We start from the raw sequence: 18569 nt of genomic DNA, 5'->3' as shown, positions 1-18569 counted from the left end.
GATCTACACGATGGTCATGTCCGGCAAGATAAACAAGGCGATAGTGGGAATGCTCCTGCGCCAGGGGATAAAGGCAGTCGGCGTCGCAGGAATAGACGGCGGCATACTGAAGGCCGAGCGCAAGAAAAAGCTGATGATAGTAAACGAGAAGGGCCGCAAGATGGTGATAGACGGCGGATACACGGGCAAGATAAACGCGGTCGACCCCACGCTTGTGAACCACCTCGTCTCAAGCGGCTACGTGCCGGTGATATCGCCAATAGCGCTTTCAGAGGAGTTTGACTTTCTCAACGTGGACGGCGACAGGGCCGCGGCGTACGTGGCAGGCGGACTAAAGGCCGACAAGGTCATATTCATCACAAACGTCAACGGCCTGATGCTCAACGAGAAGCTGGTCACGTCGATGACACTTGAGCAGGCAAAGGAGACACTTCCAAAGATAGGCTTTGGCATGGAAAAGAAGGTGCTTGCCTGCACCGAGGCCCTTGAAATGGGGGTCAAGGAAGCGATAATAGCATCCGGCCAGGTCGACAATCCTGTATCGTCTGCGATAGCGCACAGCAACTGCACGGTGATAACCCCGAAATGAACGGCGAGGACAACTACCTTGGCACGCTGTACCAACGCTTCCCGGTAAACGTCGCAAGGGGCAAGGGCGCGCGGATATGGGACGTCAACGGCAAGGAGTACATCGACTGCATGGGAGGCTACGGCGTCGCGCTCGTCGGGCACTGCAACGACCGCGTTGTTTCTGCAATAAAGAAACAGGCCGAGACCCTGATAACCGCGCACATGTCGGTGTACAACGAGACGCGACTTGAGTTCATGAAAAAGATGGCCGCTCAGGCGCCGCCCGGGCTGACAAAGATGTTCTTTACAAACTCGGGCGCCGAGTCGGTAGAAGCGGCGCTAAAGTTTGCACGCAAGTTCACCGGGAAATCCGGCGTGATTGCCATGAACGGCGCGTACCACGGCAAGACCTTTGGCGCGCTTTCAGTGACGTACAACGAAAAATACAGGAAGTCGTTCATGCCGCTTTTGGAAGGAGTCAAGTTCGTTCCGTACAGCGACCCTGCCAAGCTGGAAGAGGCAGTAGACGACAGCATAGGCGCGGTCATTCTGGAACCGATACAGGGCGAGACCGGAATCATAGTGCCGCCAGATGACCTCATCCCCAAGATCCGCGAGATATGCAACCGCAAGAACTTGGTGCTGATATTTGACGAGATACAGGCCGGCCTTGGCAGGACGGGCAAGATGTGGGCAGGCCAGAACTGGAACACCACGCCGGACATAATGTGCCTTGCAAAGGGAATAGCAGGGGGCGTCCCGATGGGCTTGGTGCTGACAAGGCCGGAGATAATGGACTCGATAAAACTGGGCGAGCACTCGTCAACCTTTGGCGCAAGCCCGCTTGCCTGCGCCGCCGCTTCTGCGACAATGGACGCGCTGACGCAGGACGGCCTTGTCGAAAACGCCGCCAAGACAGGCAGGTTCTTCAAGGAAAAGCTGGAAGGGCTCAAAGAGCGCCACAAGATAATCCGCGAGGTCCGCGGACTTGGCATGATGCTTGGAGTGGAACTCCGCTTCGAGGTAAAGGATGTGCTTTTCGACGGAATCAGTCAAGGACTGCTGATGCTGTATTCGGGAAGGAACATCCTGCGCCTGCTTCCGCCACTTGTCATGGACGAATCGACGGTTTCCCGCGCAGTTGAAATAATGGACGGTGTATTGACAAGGGAGGAACAGAGGAAAAATGTCAGCTAACATAGACGCGACGGACGAAAGGATAATCCGCATACTCCAGGAAGACTCTCGGAAGGCGTTTGTGGACATTGCAAACGAGATAGGGCTGTCAGAATCGGCGGTGCGAAGGCGCGTCAAGAACCTGGTAGAGTCGGGGATAATCAAGCGCTTCACGCTAGAACTTGGCGCAAGCGACAAGACAAGCGCAATCACGCTCATCTCTGTCAGCTCTACTGCAGACACGTCAGCCGTGTCGTCAAGACTGATGAAGCTGCCGGGCATCGAGGTCGTCTACGAGATAACCGGCCAGTATGACATCGCCACCATAATAGCCGCCCCTGCAATAGCGGAGATAAACAAGTGCATCGACGACATACGCAAGATAGAGGGCGTGTCTGACACCAACACCGTGATAATCCTAAAGACCATGAAGTGAGTCTCCGGCTCACTTGCACCTTTCATGGACACTAGCTTGTACATTAGGCCTTGTTAAGACCTGATCTATAGTGTTGCCCTATAATACACAAAAATGCAGTATGTCGCACGGCGCGTAAGAGGTGTCACGCATCCCGTTATCGGCAAAAATGAATCATCTTGAGCGTAAAAAATGACATAAAACTATTCGAAATGAATGTCCAGTATAAGACATATATAGTTGTCATAGTTTGACGTAGCCTAATGAACAAGGCGATCATAGCTGGTATCGCCGCCGGTATTCTTGTAGTGGGTCTTGTTTTCAGCCCCCTGTTCAATGGCTCCCCGCTCCAGTCAGCGCAAGCTGATCACACCGGCGTGACAAGGCATGTCACCTTGGTAGCAGACGAGATGGAAGTCCAAGTGGCTCCAGACAATCCTCTGCATCCAGGTGGCATCATGTACAACGCAATGGTCTTCAACGGTACAATCCCTGCACCGCCAGTCGTAGCCAACGTTGGTGATGAAATCGAAATCACCCTTGTAAATGAGGGCACCACCATACACAGCCTCGACTTCCACGCAGGCATTGGCGACGCACTCTCTGGCAACGTAGGACCAGGCGAGACAAAGACATGGACACTTCATGCAAACACTGCTGGCTCATTCCTGTACCACTGCGGCGCTGACGGCCTCTTTGGCGTATGGGAGCACATTGCCAACGGCATGTACGGTGGCATCATAGTGAAGCCAGTGAGAGAAGCTCCAGCAAAAGAGTTCTACATGGTTTTCGGTGAGATCTACAACGGCGCTGACAAGGGCCTCTTCGCAGGCACTGAAGGCGTGACAGGAAGCTTTGACGTAGGTAAGCTTCTGGCTGACGACCCAGATCTGGTCCTGACCAACGGCATGGCACACAAGTACGTGCCGGGGATCGGAGTATCGACACAGGTACCTCTGAACCCTGACGCGCAGGTCTTCAAGGTCAAGCCGGGCGAGCTTACAAGATGGTACATCGTCAACCCAGGTCCTAACGGCTACGTCGGATTCCACTTCATTAATGGAATGATCGACGTAAGGGATGGCAACGTCAAGGGCAACTTCCTTGGCAGGCAGATACTCCAGGACGAGACTTGGACCATACCTCCAGGCTCCTCGACTGTTGTCGAAGCCACATTCCCCGCAGGAACCTTCGTGGGCGTCGACCACAACATGAGCCACGTGCTGAAGGGCGCCGCGTTTGTAGTCGTCTCGTCGGAGGACTCCACAGACGATGATCACCCAGAAGGCACAATGGTTTCCTTGGCTCCTGAAGCCTGATAGAAAATCGATGATGGGCTAAATGCCCACATCTTTTTCCTTTTTCTTCCATTTCAAAGATTTCATATACTTGAAGCTGTAAACTAGTGCGATGTCTCGACCACACGCCGATCCCAATACCGCCAGGTACAAGGAAAAATGCAACAGCATACTTGGCATATCGCCCCGCATCCGCTACGCCGGCATTGTGAACAAGTTTGGCCGGACTCTGGCAGGGTCTCTCCGCAAGGGAGTCGTCCCGCTGCTAAAGCCGGAGGAGGCAAAGAGCGAGTACTTTATCGAGGCAGCCAGGAGCCAGATGCGCAGGAGCTTTGAAAAGTCAATAGGCAGGACGGAATACACGCTGACGGAGAACGAGAGGGTCAAGATACTGACCCTTGCCGACGTCGACAACATCTATTACATAACGATGGACAAGGAGACGCCTGCTTCCGAAGTCGCCAAGATAATCGAGTCCGCCCGCAAAGCCGCGGCGTAGCTCGTGCCTTACAGTAAATCTTAGATATGGTACACCCTTAACCCCACAGCATGTCAGGTCAAGTTTCTCCGGATCCGGTGTTCCAGATGCTCACGGGCTTTTTTGCTTCAAAGACCCTGATGGCCGCAGTAGAGATGGACGTCTTTACAAAGATTGACGGCAGGCAGGTCACTGCGCAAGAGTTCGGGCAGGTCTTGAAGCTGGAGAGCCGGCCCGCGCAGGTCTTTGCGTCAGCGCTTGCCTCAGTCGGGCTTCTTGAGGCAAAAAACGGCAGGTTCTCAAACTCTCCGGTCGCAGCCGCGTTCCTCTCAAAGAAGAGCCCGGCGTACATGGGCGACTTTGTCAGGATGGCCGACGAGCGGCTCTACAAGGGCTGGGACAGCCTTTCGTGGTCGCTTGCAAACAACAAGCCGGTAGAGGTAAAGAAGGGAGGCGACGCGGAGAGCCTCTTCAACGACGCCAAGAACGAGCAGGGCATAGAGGCGATACAAAAGTTCACCCACGCGATGCACGGAATCAGCATAGGGCCGGCAATGGCGCTAGCAAAGGCGTTTGACTTTACAAAATACAAGAGCATGATAGACATCGGCGGTGGCTCGGGCGCGTACTCGCTGCAAGTCGCCAAAGAGTACCCGAACATGACAGCTACCGTGGCCGCCCTTGCGCCGGTGTGCAAGGTCGCCGAAGGCTACATCGCCAAGTACGGCCTGTCCGGCAGGGTCAAGACCACGCAGCTTGATTTCTGGAAACAGGACATACCAAAGGGGCACGACGTGGCGTTTCTGTCGCACATCATCCACGACTATGACGAGGAAAAGGACGTCACCTTGCTGAAAAAGATCTACGCAAGCCTCAACCCGGGAGGGGCCGTGATAATCAGCGAGTGGATGCTAAACGACGACAAGACCGGCCCAGTTCCTTCTGCCATGATGGGCATGAACATGATAATCGAGACAAACGGCGGGCGGAACTACTCGTTTGCCGAGATTTCAGAGATGCTGAAAAAGGCCGGATTCAAAAACATCGAAAAGAGGACCCTTGCAGGCCCGGCGCAAATCGCGATTGGCTACAAGTGACTCGGCAAAAGCCTCTTCAGCCTCGCAGCCGATATGGCGCCGGCAACCGCTGCCACTGTTGCTGCCATCGCGCCAGCCGGGAACTCTGGCGTTACGTTGACTGAAAACTCGGCAGTCTCCTGAGCTATGGGGGCAAACTGTATGCCCGTGACATCCACGACCAGCGTGTAGCTGCCATCCTCTTCAAACCTGTACGGTATCTCTACCACACCCTCTGCGGTGTGCAAAGTAGGAAATCCCAAAAGCCCCGCGGCGCTGAACACCTGGTTTCCGCCGCTATCCACCACTTTTACGTCAAAGTCTACGTGCACCTGTATGGTGTCGGTGCCGGGCTGCAGAAACGAGAACTTGAGGTCTGCCATGCGATCCTGGTCCCACCGCGGCTCCACGAGTATGTCAAGGGAGTTGCCACTTGAAGCCTGCCGCATCCCTTCTGCAAACGCTGGCTGCAAAAGCGCGGCCGAGGCAAGCATCGCCACAAGCACGAATACGAACACCTTCATAGCTCAATACAGGTAAATTCTCTGTAAATAAGTTATCCTGTAGATCCTGCAGTGCAAAACGAGACAACGACTACTTTGCAAACGCCTTGAGCCGGCCCCTCATCTCGCGGTCTTTCGATATCGCTGGGTGGCTCGGGTCTGCCAGAATAACCTCGTACCAGAGGTTCGTGCCGTCCTTGTGAAGGTAGTACGAGCCCATGACCTCCAGGTTGGGGAACTTCTCGGAAACCCTGCGCTCTGCCACCTTGCGCATGCTGATGCCCTGCTTGATGTGCACGACGCCAAGGTGCTTGGGCCTCCTGCCTGCTACCGGCCTCTGCTTGCGCATGCCGCCCCTGCCGACCCTGATGCGCACGACTACAATGCCCTGCTTTGCCTTGTATCCCAGGCGGCGGGCCCTGTCAATCCTGCTGGGCCTTTCAATCCTGTTTATCGTGGGCTCTTTTCTCCATGCGATGGCCTTTGACTTTAGCTCCTCTGCGTTCTGCTTCCACATACGGGTCCAAGTCTGGGCCATGTAGCTGTGCATTATACCACTCTCCTGTTTTACAGCCCTTTATAATCTATATTACGCCACGCAGGATCTGGATTATCTTCTCCGCAATCACAGTCGACGCAAGCTCCTGGGCTTCCTTTGTCTGCGCGCCAATGTGTGGCGTGCACACCACGTTTGGAAGCGAGATCAGCTGCTTGTTTGTTGGAGGCTCGACTTCAAACACGTCAAGAGCGGCGCCGGCAAGCCTGCCAGATTTCAATGCTTCATACAGCGCGTTCTCGTCGATTATCTCCCCCCTCGAGGTGTTTATCAGAAATGCAGTCGACTTCATTTTTGCAAGGCGCCCGGCGTTGAACATGTGCTTTGTCTCCGGGGTCGACGGCACGTGGCACGTGACAAAGTCGGCGCTTTCCAAAAGAGTGTCAAGGTCTGTCACTATCATGCCGGTCTCGCTGACAAACTCTTTGCTTATCGGGTACGGATCGTAACCTATCAGGTTCATGCGCAGCGCCTTTGCCATCCTGCCTATGTTCCTGCCGATGTTCCCTACGCCGACGATGCCGAGGTACTTGCCTGAAAGCTGAGAGCCCATGAGCTCCTTCTTTATCCAGTTGCCCTTCTTTGCCTCCGCGTCGGCCCGCGGGATGCTCCTTGCAAGCGATATCATCAGCCCTATTGCAAGCTCGCCTACCGCGACTGACGCGGCCTCGGGCGCGTTTATCACCCTGATCTTTTTAGCTTCTGCGGCCTTTGTGTCGACGTTGTCAAGGCCGACGCCCACACGCGCTATTATCTTTGCATTGGAAGCATCGACGACGTCCTTTGTGACCTTGGTCCTGCTCCTTACGACAATAACGTCATAGTCCCTGACCGTCTTTACAAGCTCGTCTGCCTTTATCTCCGGCTTGTAGTCTACGTTCAGGCCGGCGCGCTTCATACTGTCTATGCCTGCCTGGTCTATAGAGTCGCAAACGAGAACTCTGCCGCTTGCCTGCATGTGCGTTGAGAATGACGGTGATAATATAATCTATTGCGGCAAACGCTTATTGTCGGGGCGCCGCAACAGTGGGCGTGGCAAGCTTTGCGCTCCGCGTAAAAGGCCAGGAGCGGCGCCTCTATACAAGGCGCGAGCTGTACGTGGGCATACGCAGGGACTGGGCAAAGGGCTCTAGGCTGTTTTTTGCAAGCAAGACAGACGCAGACGTCCTGATAGGCGCAGGCATCTTTGAAAAGACAGTCGAGCTTGGCGAGATGGACGAGCAGGAAAAAGAGCTCTGCCTGCAGAACAACTGGTACGGGAAAATAGTCTTTGAGCGCGTCGAGCGCTTTTTGCCGCCTATCAAAATTCAGGACACGCCCCTTGCAGCCACAAGGCCTGCGCTCCTGCACGGCCTTGAAATAACGAAGGAACAGGCAGGGGAGATAGACCGCCTCGTCGCCTCGAGGATGGTCTCATAGTCGATTAATTTATTACCGCCGGACCGCACCAGCAATTGCGATGTCGTTTCGGATAGACAAGGACTCTCTTGGCGAGGTAAAGGTACCAACAAGTGCATACTACGGGCCGTTTGCGTCCCGGGCAAAAAAGATGTACAAGGTCACGGGCCAGAGCGCACACGTCAACCTTGTCAGGGCCTTTGTCATGATAAAGCGCTCGGCAGCCCTTGCAAACAAGGAGCTGGGCGCGCTTGACGCCGGCAAGGCCGACGCCATTGTAAAGGCGTGCGACGAGATCCTGAAGGGAAAGCTCTTGGATCAGTTCGTGGTTGAGGCGATAAACTCGGGCGCCGGCACGGCGTTTAACATGAACACCAACGAGGTCATCGCAAACAGGGCCCTTGAGATAATGGGCAAAAAGAAGGGGCAGTACGACATCGTCAGCCCAAACGACCACGTCAACATGTCGCAGTCGTCAAACGACACCTTCCCGACTGCAATGCACGTCGCAATCCTGGCAAACATGGTCGAGACCGACGCCGCTGTCACTATACTAGTCAGGTCGCTCCGCAAAAAAGCCAGGGAATTCCAGAGCGCCATCAAGATAGGCCGGACGCACCTTATGGACGCAATACCAGTCACTTTGGGTGCCGAGTTTGAAGAGTACGCGTATTCCATAGAGCGGGCGCAAAAGAGGATGCGCGAGGCGATGGACGAGCTGCGCGAGGTCGGCCTCGGAGGCACTGCGGTTGGGACCGGCGCAAACACGCCGAAAGGATACCGCAAGCTTGCAATCAAGCATTTATCGGAAGTCTCAAAGCTGGACCTCAGGCCGTCACCTAACATGTTCTACTCGCTCCAGAGCAAGCACGACGTGGCAAACTGCTCGTCGGCCCTGCGCAACCTTGCAATCGAGCTGACAAAGATGGCAAACGACCTCAGGCTGATGGCGTCCGGGCCTACCGCCGGCTTTGCCGAAGTTCTTATCCCGGCGGTGCACGCCGGCTCGTCCATAATGCCGGGCAAGGTCAACCCGTCGCTTGCAGAGTGCCTCAACATGGTCTGCTTCAACGTGATTGGAAACGACGTTTCTGTAGCAATGGCGGCGCAGGCGGGGCAGTTTGAGCTCAACGTCATGCTTCCTGGCATGCTAAAGTGCGTGCTTGACTCTACCGACATGCTGAAAAATTTCCTGCCGATATTTTCGGCTCACATGATAGACGGCCTGAAGGCAAACCGCGAGCGGCTCGAGTCCTACATTGAAAAGAGCCCTGTGCTGGTTACATTGCTGAACCCGTATATCGGATACCTGAAGGCCGCCGAAATCTACAAAGAGTCGCTCAAGACAAACAAGAGCATCCGCGAGCTGGTCTTGGAAAAGAAGCTGATGACCAAAGCTCAGCTGGACAAGGCGCTTTCAAAGTCGAGCATACTCGGGTCCTAGCTTATTTCCTGCCTTATAGCCTTGCGGTTTCTTGCTATCTCGAGGGCCGCAAACGCAACCAGCAGGCCTTGCAGTATGTAGCCGCCGAGTATCAGGATGACTGCGTTGAAGGGCTTTGAAAACGTGGTCATTATCTCGACATGCGGCGGCGCAAGCGAGTTTCCTGCAATCACAAGAGCGGCAAGCGGAAAGCACGCGTACAGCTGCTTTTTGTAGCCTGCAAAAGTCAGGGCTGTCAGGGCGACAAACGCCACTTCGACAGCGATTGCCCTGTCGATGAACATGGGGTTCCCTGCAGGAATCGCGATGGCTCCGACGACGCTGATAGCCGCAAGGACGTAGGCGACCGGACCGCCTTTCAACACCACAAAAACGTGCGTTTTAGCAATTAAAGCGTTTCATGCGTTTAGTTTAATACTACTTGCCTAGCAAGACAAACTCATGAAAGTCGCGCGCATACTAAAGACGAATGAGCCACTAAAAATTGAAAATATCGATACGCCCAAGCCCAAGGGCGACCAGGTACTGGTTAAAGTAGAGAGCGCGGGCGTCTGCCACAGCGACCTGCACTTGTGGGAGGGAGGCTACGCAGGACCGCAGGGCGTATTCATGAAGGTCGAAGACCGCGGCGTGAAATTCCCGCTGACACCCGGTCACGAAATAGCCGGCACCATAGCCGAGCTTGGCGATTCTGTAAAAGGTTTTCAAAAGGGCGAGCGCGTGCTTGTCTACCCGTGGATAGGCGAGGGCTCGTGCCCCGCGTGCAGGGCCGGCGAGGAAAACCTCTGCGACGCGCCAAGGTCGCTTGGTGTATACCAGGACGGGGGCTACGGCGAATACGCGCTTGTGCCAAACTTCAAGTACCTTGTGAAACTTGGAGACTTTGACCCAAGCGCGGCCGCGTCGCTTGCATGCTCCGGTCTTACCGCTTACACGGCTGTGAAAAAGGCGGCAGTAAAAGACGGCGAGACGCTTGTAATCGTGGGCGCAGGCGGCCTTGGGCTGATGGCAGTCCAGATCACCAAGGCGATAACAAAGGCGCGAGTCGCAGTGGTCGACATTGGCGAAAAGAACCTTGAAGAAGCCAAAAAGCTAGGCGCTGACAACATCATCAACTCTGGCTCTGTCGATCCGGTGCAGGCAGTCAAGGACCTGACAAAGGGCCTTGGCGCAGAGGCAGTCATCGACTTTGTCAACAACTCGAAGACGGCGCCAAACACGTTTAACATGCTGAGAAAGCGCGGCAAGATGATAATGGTCGGCCTCTTTGGAGGCTCGATGGAGCTCAATCTGCCACTGGTGCCCCTGCGCGCCTTTACGCTGACAGGCGCCTACACCGGCAAGTACGCAGACCTTGTGGACCTTGTCGAGCTTGCAAAGAAGGGCAAGGTGCAGTCTATAGTCTCGCGCAGGTTCACACTTGACGAGGCAAATACGGCGCTTGAGGAGCTGAAGGCGCGAAAAATAGTGGGCAGGGCCGTAATCAACCCCTGATTTTTTCTTCACCACTTTTTAACCATTGCAAGAAATATCATTGAGAGCATGCCAAACTCGGCTGCCACAGAGGAAATTGCGAGTTCCGCCTGCAGCATGGGATAGATACTGTCAAGATGCAGAAGTCCGACCTTCACGGCAAAGAGACTGAAAGCAATAGAAAGAGGGAGGAGCCTTCTCAGCCTGTGCCTCCGGTAGGCAACGATAGCAACGACGAGCAGCGCTATGGCCAAACCGGCACTGGCAAGGCTGAAGAGTTCCCACCAGAAGCCATGGTGGCTCAGCTGCAGGAAGTCAAGCAAGCCTGCCATCAATCATCACTTCCGCTTTCGTCAAAAGTCCTCATCAAGTCCGCCATCCTGTCAGCATACCTGCTCCAGACATTCGGTCTGTAGGCCTTTAGAAGGCTGGCCAGCTCTGGGACAGAAGTATTCGCATAATATCTCACCTCTACTCCTTGTTTTCTGCTCCATATCAGTCCAAGCGACTCGAGTCTGACCAGATACCAGCGAGCGGTGGGCGAGGAGCACTTTATTTCTCTGGCAACGTCCGTCTGGCAGGCACCCGGCCTTCTTGCAAGAAATAGCAGTATTTCCCGCGGCGATTCCTGAGATAGAATGCCAAGAATCTTTTTCTTGTCTTCATCCACGTCGGACGGATAGAAGTGTTTGTAGGAGCCGACCCTGATTGCTGTAATTCTCCCTTCACGCTCTAGCGCCTCAATCACATACTGAAGGTTGCCCGTGCCTATTCTGAGCGATCGCAGAACTTCCCTGAAGTAAGAGCCGGGATGTTTCGCTATGAATCCATACACGCGGTCCTTCGTGCTTTCATCGGGATTGGAAGACATGCCGAGAGTATCTCTCGAATGTTTGGTGGGGCGGGCTCAAATATGATGTTTGTTGCAGCTGTGCCTGAAAAATGCCCCTTCCGGTACAACTCGCTAAAACAGCAGCCTTCTCTTGGCTTCTCTCGCAATAACAATCGCCAACCCAAGTCCTGCGGCCGCAAGAGGAAGCGCTAATGGAAACTCTGGAACCGCCGACGTGGCAGTTATCACTATGGCATTTTGTTGCTGGGCAGGACCGTTCACGTCCATCCCCTCCATTCCGTCCGCACTATCGTTCATCAGTACATCAAGATGCGTTCCATTCAGAACAAGGGTGGTAGTTTTGTCGTCTTTTCTTTCTTCGCTTACCTCAAGCTCCATCCCGTTGAACACAGCGGTAAACGGACCATACATCATTTCATTCGGTATGTCGACATACACGCGAAAGTCGTCAAAGTGCTGCCATTCTCCTGAAGGATACTGGATGATAAGCTGTTTCCTCTCGGGCTCCAACGTTACTTCCTCAACTGCTGACGGCGAAACAATATTGACATTGAATGTAGCTTCCTGATATGAAACGTCAAAGACCTGCGCCTCGGCTATCGCCAGGGTATAGTCGTATTTCAAGGGCTCCGGCAGAAAGGTATTGTCAAAGTCGATGCCGCTCACTTCGATATCGACCTTGTAGGTGCCAAGGTTATCAAAGACCGGGCCAACCACTGTTATGAGGCCGGCCTGATCGGCGACGTGGCTTGCAGCAAGGTTGTCATAGTTTGCATTGATTTTGTAATTCTCCTGCCCCTCTGATCCTGACCTGAACTCAACGTTTACAGTTCCGTCATGTCCGTGTAGTACCTCAGAAAATGCGTTCTGGCCTTCAGGGTCGACGACTGTTAGAAAATAAGTCACATGCTGTATGTTGCTGCCTGTAGACTCATCTATCAGCGAATATGACATGGATACCTCAGAACCGCTGGCAATGGAAGGTGCATTAAAGCGCAGGAATGCCTGCCTGTCGCCTATGTCTGAAGGAGGAAGGTCGTGGCCTCCTGCTCCGTACGCATAGTCGAGGGGCAGCGATACAAAGAGGAACGACACGGAGATTGCCAGAATGATGAAAACCCTCTTGTCTGTCACGAGTCTCGGTCCGGCAACAAATCCGGGGCGTACGCCTTATAGACAATTTGGTACAAGCCGCTTAAAGCGCTTCATTTTGTATACTGGCAAAGAAAATCGAGCACACTTTAGCAAATTGTACCACTGCAGTGCATTACGATGTAGTCTCGCTGCTAATAATATCGAACCATATACGATACATCAATGACAATAGATTGGGGCTTTATCGTCTTCGCTGTACTGGTTGCGGGCGCCGCGGGTGGCTTTCTCTTTTGTTTCAGGCACATGATGCATGAAGGAAACGAGGAACACTGAAAGTCAAAAAGGTGAATGTACATACGGTAATGGCCCATCGATGCTTGGGTAATGCGTCGTCAAAACATCAGGTACACAAACATGATTCTAGATGTCTATTACATCCTTATACATAACCGATGGGATATGGAAATATGCCTTCTCTTGAGAATGTTGTAGAGGAGATCAAGAGTGTCCGGGTGCAAGGTGCAAAAGAGATAGCCATCTATGGCCTCAAATTTCTGCGCGACTTTGCAAAGGAGCAGGGTTTTGACAGCAAATTTGATCAGGTTGCCGAACTTCTGAAGGAAGTACGTCCGACGGCCGTTGTGCTCCATAACTGCATAGAGATAATAAAAAAGGAAAGAAAGATCTCGTCCATGGACCGCCTAATTGGATATCTGACAAAGTCCTCTGAAAAAATAGGGCGATACTCGGACAAAGTGTTAAGAAACAATACGACTATAATGACGCACTGCCACTCTGGTGAGGCCTTGGCTTTTGTAAAACACTATGGTCTTGACCATAAGAGGAAAGTATCTGTGATAGCCACAGAAACTCGACCTCTTGAGCAGGGCGTCAAAACCGCAAAAGAGCTGGCGCGGGCTAAAATCCCAGTGACCCTTATCCTCGATAGCGCCATGGGACACTTCATGAAGGACGCGGATATGGTGGTGGTCGGGGCGGACGCCTTGCGCAGAGAAGGGGTTATCAACAAGATAGGTACGTGCCTCTTGGCCTTTGCGGCAAAACATCACGGAAAACCCTTCTATGTGGTTGCAAATGTTTTGAAGCTGGATAAAAGAAAGGATTTCACAATCGAGGAAAGGCCCGCGGCGGAGATTTACAGAAAGATGACGTCAGCAAGAAATTTGCGCGGAATAAAAATCAGAAATCCTGCATTTGATATCACACCTTGGCAATATGTTACTGCCGTGGTAACAGACGAGGGCATAATGAAACCTTCGCAATTGATGAGGCGATTAAAATGAGAAAGAACGAATGGTATTCCGATTTCGTAGATGCTAAATACATTCCAAAAAATGACGACATTGTCTGCCTGTTTAGATTCAACGCTGCGGATGGGATCTCAAAGACGGAGGCAATGGGCAGAATTGCGTCAGAGAGCTCTGTGGGCACATGGACAACTCTGGCCACGCTCCCAAAAGTGTTGCCAAAGTTGAAAGCCCATTCATTTTGGAGAAACAGAGATTTCTGCAAGGTTGCCTATCCACGTATTCTTTTCGAGCCAGGAAGCATTACAGGGTTTTTGGCAGGACCCGCAGGCAATATCTTTGGAATGAAGGCCGTGGATAACCTTCGGTTGGTTGATGTTGCGTTTCCAAGGGAATACGTCAAATCTTTCAGAGGACCTACCTTTGGAGTAGACGCGATTAAGAGAATATTCAAGAAAAAAAGCGGGCCCATAACGGCCGTTGTTCCAAAACCAAAGCTTGGCTATACTGCAAGAGAACATGCCGAGAAGGTTGCGTACGCCATATGGAGAGGCGGGATAGACTGTGTAAAAGATGATGAAAACCTGACCAATCAAACATTTAACAGGTTCTCTGAGCGAGTAAAATCGTTGGCAAGGGTCCGGGATAAAGCAGAGAAAGAGACCGGCGAGATCAAGGAGGCTTTCGTTAATGTGACAGCGCCGGACCTCAGAGAACTTGAAAAGCGCATCAAGATGGTATACGATAATGGTTTTAGATACTTTATGCTAGATGTCGTGATCTCCGGCTTTACTGCTGCCCAGACAGCGTCTAATATGGCACATGACTACAATATGGCTATACATGCGCATAGGGCGATGCATGCCATGTTCACGAGAAATGAAAAGCATGGCATTTCTATGCTCCTTCTGGCAAAGCTCATGCGTCTTATCGGGGTAGACCAGCTGCACATCGGAACTGCAATAGGAAAACTTGAAGGAAGCAAGAAGGCAATTGTTGCTACAAAGGATATGATTTTATCCAAAGAAGTAAATGAAATTCCAATGTTACGGCTGCATCAAGATTGGGGCAGCATAAAACCAATGCTGCCAGTTGCATCTGGAGGCTTACATCCAGGATTATTGCCGCAGATATTTGATATTTACAAAACGACGGACATGGTTGCGCAGGTTGGCGGCGGCACGCAGGGCCATCCTATGGGGACGGAGGCTGGAGCGAGGGCCGTAATGCAGACCATCGATGCCTATCATCAGAATATAGATCTTCGAGAATATGCAGAGGGCCATTCAGAGCTGAAAGAGGCTCTGAAGAAATGGGGTTTCAGGAGACCTAAATGAAGCTACAAGCAAAATGCCTCGGAATAGAATCTGGAGGAAAGCCGGTAGTCACTCTTAGCATCGAAGATGCAGGAGAGTTGGGCGTACGAAGTGGAGAAAGGATAAGGCTAAGATCCAACGGTCGCGAGATAAGCGCCATCGTCAACATAGTAACCAAATCTGTGAAGGCAGGCATTGTAGGAGTCTATGATGAAGTGTCAAAGTCATTAAGCATAAAGGAAAATGATACAATAGAGGTCGAGCCAGCCCACTTTCCTGCATCGCTCCAGCACATACGAAACAAGCTGAGAAGAAGGAAGCTAAACTACGAGGAGATTCTTGAAATTGTAAAAGACGCGGTTGCAGGCAACCTCAGCGAAGTAGAAATGGCTGCTTTTGTGATAGCACTTGAGCAACAGGGTCTGGATCTGGACGAGGCAACGAGCTTGACAGTTGCCATGGTCGAGACAGGGCAACACTTGGAGATAGGAAAAGGTCCTATTTGTGATAAACATTCGATAGGCGGGGTACCAGGAGACAAGACTACATTGCTTGTGGTTCCGATAGTTGCGGCCGCTGGTCTCATTATCCCGAAGACCTCGTCGCGTGCGATAACCTCTGCTGCAGGAAGCGCAGACCGTGCAGAGGTGCTGATGCCGGTCACCCTTGGCGTAGAAGAGATGAAAGATGTTGTAGAGAAAACCAACGGCTGCTTCGCATGGGGAGGGTCCCTTCATCTTGCTCCTGCAGATGACGTCTTTGTACAGGTAGAGTATCCTTTATCCATAGACCCTATGCTTCTCCCTTCAATAATGGCAAAAAAGAGAGCTGTGCACGCCAATTTCCTGGCCCTCGACATCCCTACAGGCCGTGGAACAAAGGTCAAGACAATAGGGGATGCAAACCTGCTTGCCAAAGACTTCATAGAGCTTGGAAGAAGAATAGACATCAAAACGCAGTGCATCATTAGTTACGGCGAGCAGCCCATTGGACATGCAATAGGGCCTGCGCTGGAAGCACGGGAGGCCCTTCGGGCACTGCAGGGCGGTGCTGTACCCGATCTTATCGATAAGGCCGTACATTTGTGCGGGCTGCTCTTTGAGATGACCGGAAAGGGCGACGGCAGGCTCGCCCTTGAAATTCTCAAGAGCGGCAAAGCAGAAAAGAAGATGAGGGAGATAATAACTCAGCAAGGGGGCAATCCCAACATACAACCGGACGATATCGAAATTGGTCGATATAGTGTAGACATAAAGGCCGAAAAGTCAGGAATCGTTCTCTGGCTGGACAATAACTTTCTCGTAGAAATTGCGCGGGCAGCAGGAGCACCAAAAGATAAGAAGGCAGGCGTGTTGCTTCATAAGAAAATTGGAGAGAAGGTGGAGAAGGGCGAGCCGATACTTGAAATATACTCTGAAAAGGCGACGAAACTCGGGCTTGCCGAGAAAATCCTGCAGGAAGAAAAGCCATTTGGAGTTGGCGATAGGATGGAAATGCTGATACGCGAAGTAAAGGAAATACCGATAACGAAAAAAGCCTTCATTCTGGAGCGCTAAGGCTGCTGTTGTGAGCATCTCCATGTTAAATAAAGCCTGTCTCGTAATGGATGACACGGGATATGGATAAAAGGGCAGGACAGGAGATATTCATCGTAAAAGCATCGGGGGAAAGGGAGCGATTCTCTGAAGCTAAGTTGAGACTTTCTTTAGAAAAGTCCTCGGCTCCTCCCAAAGTGGTAGAAGATATCGTTAATCATATCCTGGGCGAACTCCGAGAGGGAATGACCACCTCTGAGATATACAGGCATGCTTTTTCACTCCTTAAAAATTATCACCCTCCCTTAGCGGCTCGATATAATCTGAAAAGAGCCATCATGGAGCTGGGCCCAGAAGGTTATCTGTTTGAGAGATTTGTCGGGGAGTTATTAAAATCCAAGGGATTCAAAGTTGAAATGGGCAGACCAGTGGAGGGCTTTTGCGTCACCCATGAGGTTGATGTAGCCGGCGAGAAGAACGACTACCACATCATGGTAGAGTGCAAGTTTCACAACAGCCCTGGAAGTAAATCGGATGTGAAGGTTGCGCTATATGTCCAGGCACGTTTTGAAGATATCGAGAGAAAATGGAGGGCGCAACCAGGTCACGGGCAGAAGTTCCATGAAGCATGGCTCGTGACCAACACAAAGCTGACTTCCGATGCCATTCGTTATGGAACTTGCATCGGCATGAAGGTAATCGGCTGGAATTATCCAAATGAAGAAAGCCTGCAAAACCTAATAGAAAAATCTGGACTTCATCCCCTTACCTGTTTGACCACCCTGAACAACTCCCAGAAACGCCAACTCTTGAATCAAGGAGCCATACTCTGTAAAGATCTTGTCGGAAAGACAGAGCTCCTCAAATCTGTAGGAGTTAGCCAGCAGAACATCTCAAAGGTGGCTAGAGAAATCGATGAACTCTGCCAAAAGCCAACATTGAGCTTCTAAGAATAAACAAGATCAGCTCATCATTACCTTCTTGCGATACATTTTTCATCCGTCCATTGTAGCATGCATGACCTATTATCGGACACACGTACACCGGTATGCTTGCCTGATGAGACGCATCGCATCTTCTACATCTTTCTGTGAACTGACTGTAAACACTCTATCAAAAGTCCATGAAGGAGTTCTTTCGATTTTCTTTGTGATGCCTTTTTCATCCATAAATGAATTATCGCACTTTATGTGAACTTCCAAACGGTCTGGAAGAACTTTTACTGTGCAGAAGTTCTTAAGCGGAGAAGTCTGGTAAGTAATCCAGTTCTTTCTTGATTTTTCCTTGACATTTGGCAGCGAACAAATCTGTTTACTCAATGTCGAGTAAACACCCTTCAGGCCGCTATCGGTCTTTTCAAGGTGTTGGTCCACAGGAACTGTCGTCCACTTGAAGGTCCACTTCTTGGCTTCCTGCTCCAAAGCCTCCCTTGTGAACGTGGTGAATTTGTGAAGGAGCTGGTTCCGGCTGTTTGCGTATGTCTCGAAAGGTATTGCCCTTACATCCGTCCCGTCCTTCGCTAGATGCTCAACCACTTCCGTAAGCTGCTCGGAGACGCTATCGATAATTATGAAGATCCCTACTCCATGCTCAATAGTCCGCGCCAAGTAATTCATATCGGAAACCTTTCCGCCCTTTTTCACGGTGTTAGCTAGAAACCTCGCTAAATCGTATCTTGTTTCAGAATTGCCCATCGCCAGTTTGAATCTGGATAGCTGGTTCATCACATGATGTACAATGTCATGAGAACTCAGCTCTACTTCAATGATAAAGAATTTGTCGCTGGCGAGATCGACCAAGTAGCCATCTGGCGTGCTGCCTATTCCGCTCTTGCTTACTATTTTTCTCTTGACATTGAAAAAATGGGCATTCTTCCCGAATAACTCCTCCGTATGCTCTACTGCCAGCTTTTCTAATTCTTTTTCACGCTTGTAGGAGTACAGGCTGTAAACTTCATCATTAAGTATAACGACTGGCACTCCTTCATACTGCATTTACAATACTTCTAGCTATTTTTCTCTTAGTTGTATAAATCTTCATCGACTTAGGCCATCGTATGAAAATCGTAGAGTCTAGCGAGCCAGCATCTTGCACTTAGAGACTTGTACCAAGAAT

Annotated in this window: 21 protein-coding genes; 13 read left to right on the top strand and 8 right to left on the bottom strand. The window is 51.7% G+C overall.

Annotated features, from left to right (window positions below):
• From HXY31_RS11685 to HXY31_RS11660, 6 genes are all read left to right on the top strand, one after another.
• On the top strand, window positions 1-589 hold a 589-nt coding region (locus HXY31_RS11685; RefSeq protein ID WP_292643203.1), incomplete at its 5' end, for a [LysW]-aminoadipate/[LysW]-glutamate kinase.
• On the top strand, window positions 586-1767 hold the full coding sequence (locus tag HXY31_RS11680; RefSeq protein ID WP_292643201.1) for an acetylornithine/succinylornithine family transaminase: 1182 nt from the start codon (window positions 586-588) through the stop codon (window positions 1765-1767). The genes HXY31_RS11685 and HXY31_RS11680, both read left to right, overlap by 4 nt.
• Window positions 1757-2182 (top strand): HTH-type transcriptional regulator LysM, encoded by a 426-nt coding sequence (gene lysM, locus HXY31_RS11675; protein ID WP_292643199.1) that lies wholly within the window; start codon window positions 1757-1759, stop codon window positions 2180-2182. Before HXY31_RS11680 ends, lysM begins: the two co-directional genes overlap by 11 nt.
• Window positions 2183-2424: 242 nt before the next feature.
• Window positions 2425-3480, top strand: coding sequence for a multicopper oxidase domain-containing protein (locus HXY31_RS11670; protein ID WP_292643197.1), 1056 nt, complete (start codon window positions 2425-2427; stop codon window positions 3478-3480).
• Between the two features lie 91 nt (window positions 3481-3571).
• On the top strand, window positions 3572-3958 hold the full coding sequence (locus HXY31_RS11665) for a DUF6659 family protein (RefSeq protein ID WP_292643195.1): 387 nt from the start codon (window positions 3572-3574) through the stop codon (window positions 3956-3958).
• A 50-nt stretch (window positions 3959-4008) separates the two neighbouring features.
• Window positions 4009-5034: a methyltransferase gene (locus tag HXY31_RS11660; RefSeq protein WP_292643193.1), complete on the top strand. Its 1026-nt coding sequence runs from the start codon at window positions 4009-4011 to the stop codon at window positions 5032-5034.
• Here HXY31_RS11660 and HXY31_RS11655 read toward each other — a convergent pair.
• From HXY31_RS11655 to HXY31_RS11645, 3 genes are all read right to left on the bottom strand, one after another.
• Window positions 5025-5537 (bottom strand): hypothetical protein, encoded by a 513-nt coding sequence (locus HXY31_RS11655; RefSeq protein WP_292643191.1) that lies wholly within the window; start codon window positions 5535-5537, stop codon window positions 5025-5027. The genes HXY31_RS11660 and HXY31_RS11655 overlap by 10 nt on opposite strands.
• Before the next feature lie 70 nt (window positions 5538-5607).
• Entirely contained in the window at window positions 5608-6066 is a 459-nt protein-coding gene (locus tag HXY31_RS11650; protein WP_292643189.1) for a 50S ribosomal protein L15e, read from the bottom strand.
• Window positions 6067-6100: 34 nt separating this feature from the next.
• Window positions 6101-7030, bottom strand: a complete 930-nt coding sequence (locus HXY31_RS11645; RefSeq protein WP_292643187.1) for a hydroxyacid dehydrogenase — start codon at window positions 7028-7030, stop codon at window positions 6101-6103.
• 74 nt (window positions 7031-7104) lie between these two features.
• On the opposite strand from HXY31_RS11645, the gene HXY31_RS11640 reads away from it, so the two are divergent.
• Together HXY31_RS11640 and HXY31_RS11635 are read left to right on the top strand one after the other, a co-directional pair.
• Entirely contained in the window at window positions 7105-7491 is a 387-nt protein-coding gene (locus HXY31_RS11640) for a hypothetical protein (RefSeq protein WP_292643185.1), read from the top strand.
• A 40-nt stretch (window positions 7492-7531) separates the two neighbouring features.
• Window positions 7532-8914 (top strand): aspartate ammonia-lyase, encoded by a 1383-nt coding sequence (locus HXY31_RS11635; protein ID WP_292643183.1) that lies wholly within the window; start codon window positions 7532-7534, stop codon window positions 8912-8914.
• On the opposite strand, the gene HXY31_RS11630 is transcribed toward HXY31_RS11635, so the two are convergent.
• Entirely contained in the window at window positions 8911-9276 is a 366-nt protein-coding gene (locus HXY31_RS11630) for a hypothetical protein (protein WP_292643181.1), read from the bottom strand. The two genes, HXY31_RS11635 and HXY31_RS11630, sit on opposite strands and share 4 nt — an antisense overlap.
• 79 nt (window positions 9277-9355) lie before the next feature.
• On the opposite strand from HXY31_RS11630, the gene HXY31_RS11625 reads away from it, so the two are divergent.
• A complete protein-coding gene (locus HXY31_RS11625; RefSeq protein WP_292643179.1) occupies window positions 9356-10408 on the top strand; it encodes an alcohol dehydrogenase in 1053 nt (350 codons plus the stop codon).
• Window positions 10409-10416: 8 nt separating this feature from the next.
• Here HXY31_RS11625 and HXY31_RS11620 read toward each other — a convergent pair whose 3' ends face one another.
• From HXY31_RS11620 to HXY31_RS11610, 3 genes are all read right to left on the bottom strand, one after another.
• Window positions 10417-10719: a hypothetical protein gene (locus HXY31_RS11620; RefSeq protein WP_292643177.1), complete on the bottom strand. Its 303-nt coding sequence runs from the start codon at window positions 10717-10719 to the stop codon at window positions 10417-10419.
• Window positions 10719-11258, bottom strand: a complete 540-nt coding sequence (locus HXY31_RS11615; protein WP_292643175.1) for a winged helix-turn-helix transcriptional regulator — start codon at window positions 11256-11258, stop codon at window positions 10719-10721. Before HXY31_RS11615 ends, HXY31_RS11620 begins: the two co-directional genes overlap by 1 nt.
• Window positions 11259-11351: 93 nt before the next feature.
• Window positions 11352-12374, bottom strand: coding sequence for a hypothetical protein (locus HXY31_RS11610; protein ID WP_292643173.1), 1023 nt, complete (start codon window positions 12372-12374; stop codon window positions 11352-11354).
• Window positions 12375-12802: 428 nt separating this feature from the next.
• Between HXY31_RS11610 and HXY31_RS11605 the strand changes: the two genes are divergently transcribed.
• From HXY31_RS11605 to HXY31_RS11590, 4 genes are all read left to right on the top strand, one after another.
• Window positions 12803-13639: an S-methyl-5-thioribose-1-phosphate isomerase gene (locus HXY31_RS11605; protein ID WP_292643171.1), complete on the top strand. Its 837-nt coding sequence runs from the start codon at window positions 12803-12805 to the stop codon at window positions 13637-13639.
• Window positions 13636-14940, top strand: a complete 1305-nt coding sequence (gene rbcL, locus HXY31_RS11600; RefSeq protein ID WP_292643169.1) for a type III ribulose-bisphosphate carboxylase — start codon at window positions 13636-13638, stop codon at window positions 14938-14940. The genes HXY31_RS11605 and rbcL overlap by 4 nt, the downstream gene beginning before the upstream one ends.
• Window positions 14937-16475: an AMP phosphorylase gene (locus HXY31_RS11595; protein WP_292643167.1), complete on the top strand. Its 1539-nt coding sequence runs from the start codon at window positions 14937-14939 to the stop codon at window positions 16473-16475. Before rbcL ends, HXY31_RS11595 begins: the two co-directional genes overlap by 4 nt.
• 62 nt (window positions 16476-16537) lie before the next feature.
• Entirely contained in the window at window positions 16538-17404 is an 867-nt protein-coding gene (locus HXY31_RS11590; protein ID WP_292643165.1) for a hypothetical protein, read from the top strand.
• 75 nt (window positions 17405-17479) lie between these two features.
• Here HXY31_RS11590 and HXY31_RS11585 read toward each other — a convergent pair whose 3' ends face one another.
• On the bottom strand, window positions 17480-18448 hold the full coding sequence (locus tag HXY31_RS11585; RefSeq protein ID WP_292643163.1) for a DUF5655 domain-containing protein: 969 nt from the start codon (window positions 18446-18448) through the stop codon (window positions 17480-17482).
• Between the last annotated feature and the right edge of the window lie 121 nt (window positions 18449-18569).

It is taken from the genome of Nitrososphaera sp. (assembly GCF_013388945.1).
Taxonomy (GTDB): Archaea; Thermoproteota; Nitrososphaeria; order Nitrososphaerales; family Nitrososphaeraceae; genus Nitrososphaera.
This window is presented reverse-complemented; position numbering and strand designations above follow the sequence as displayed.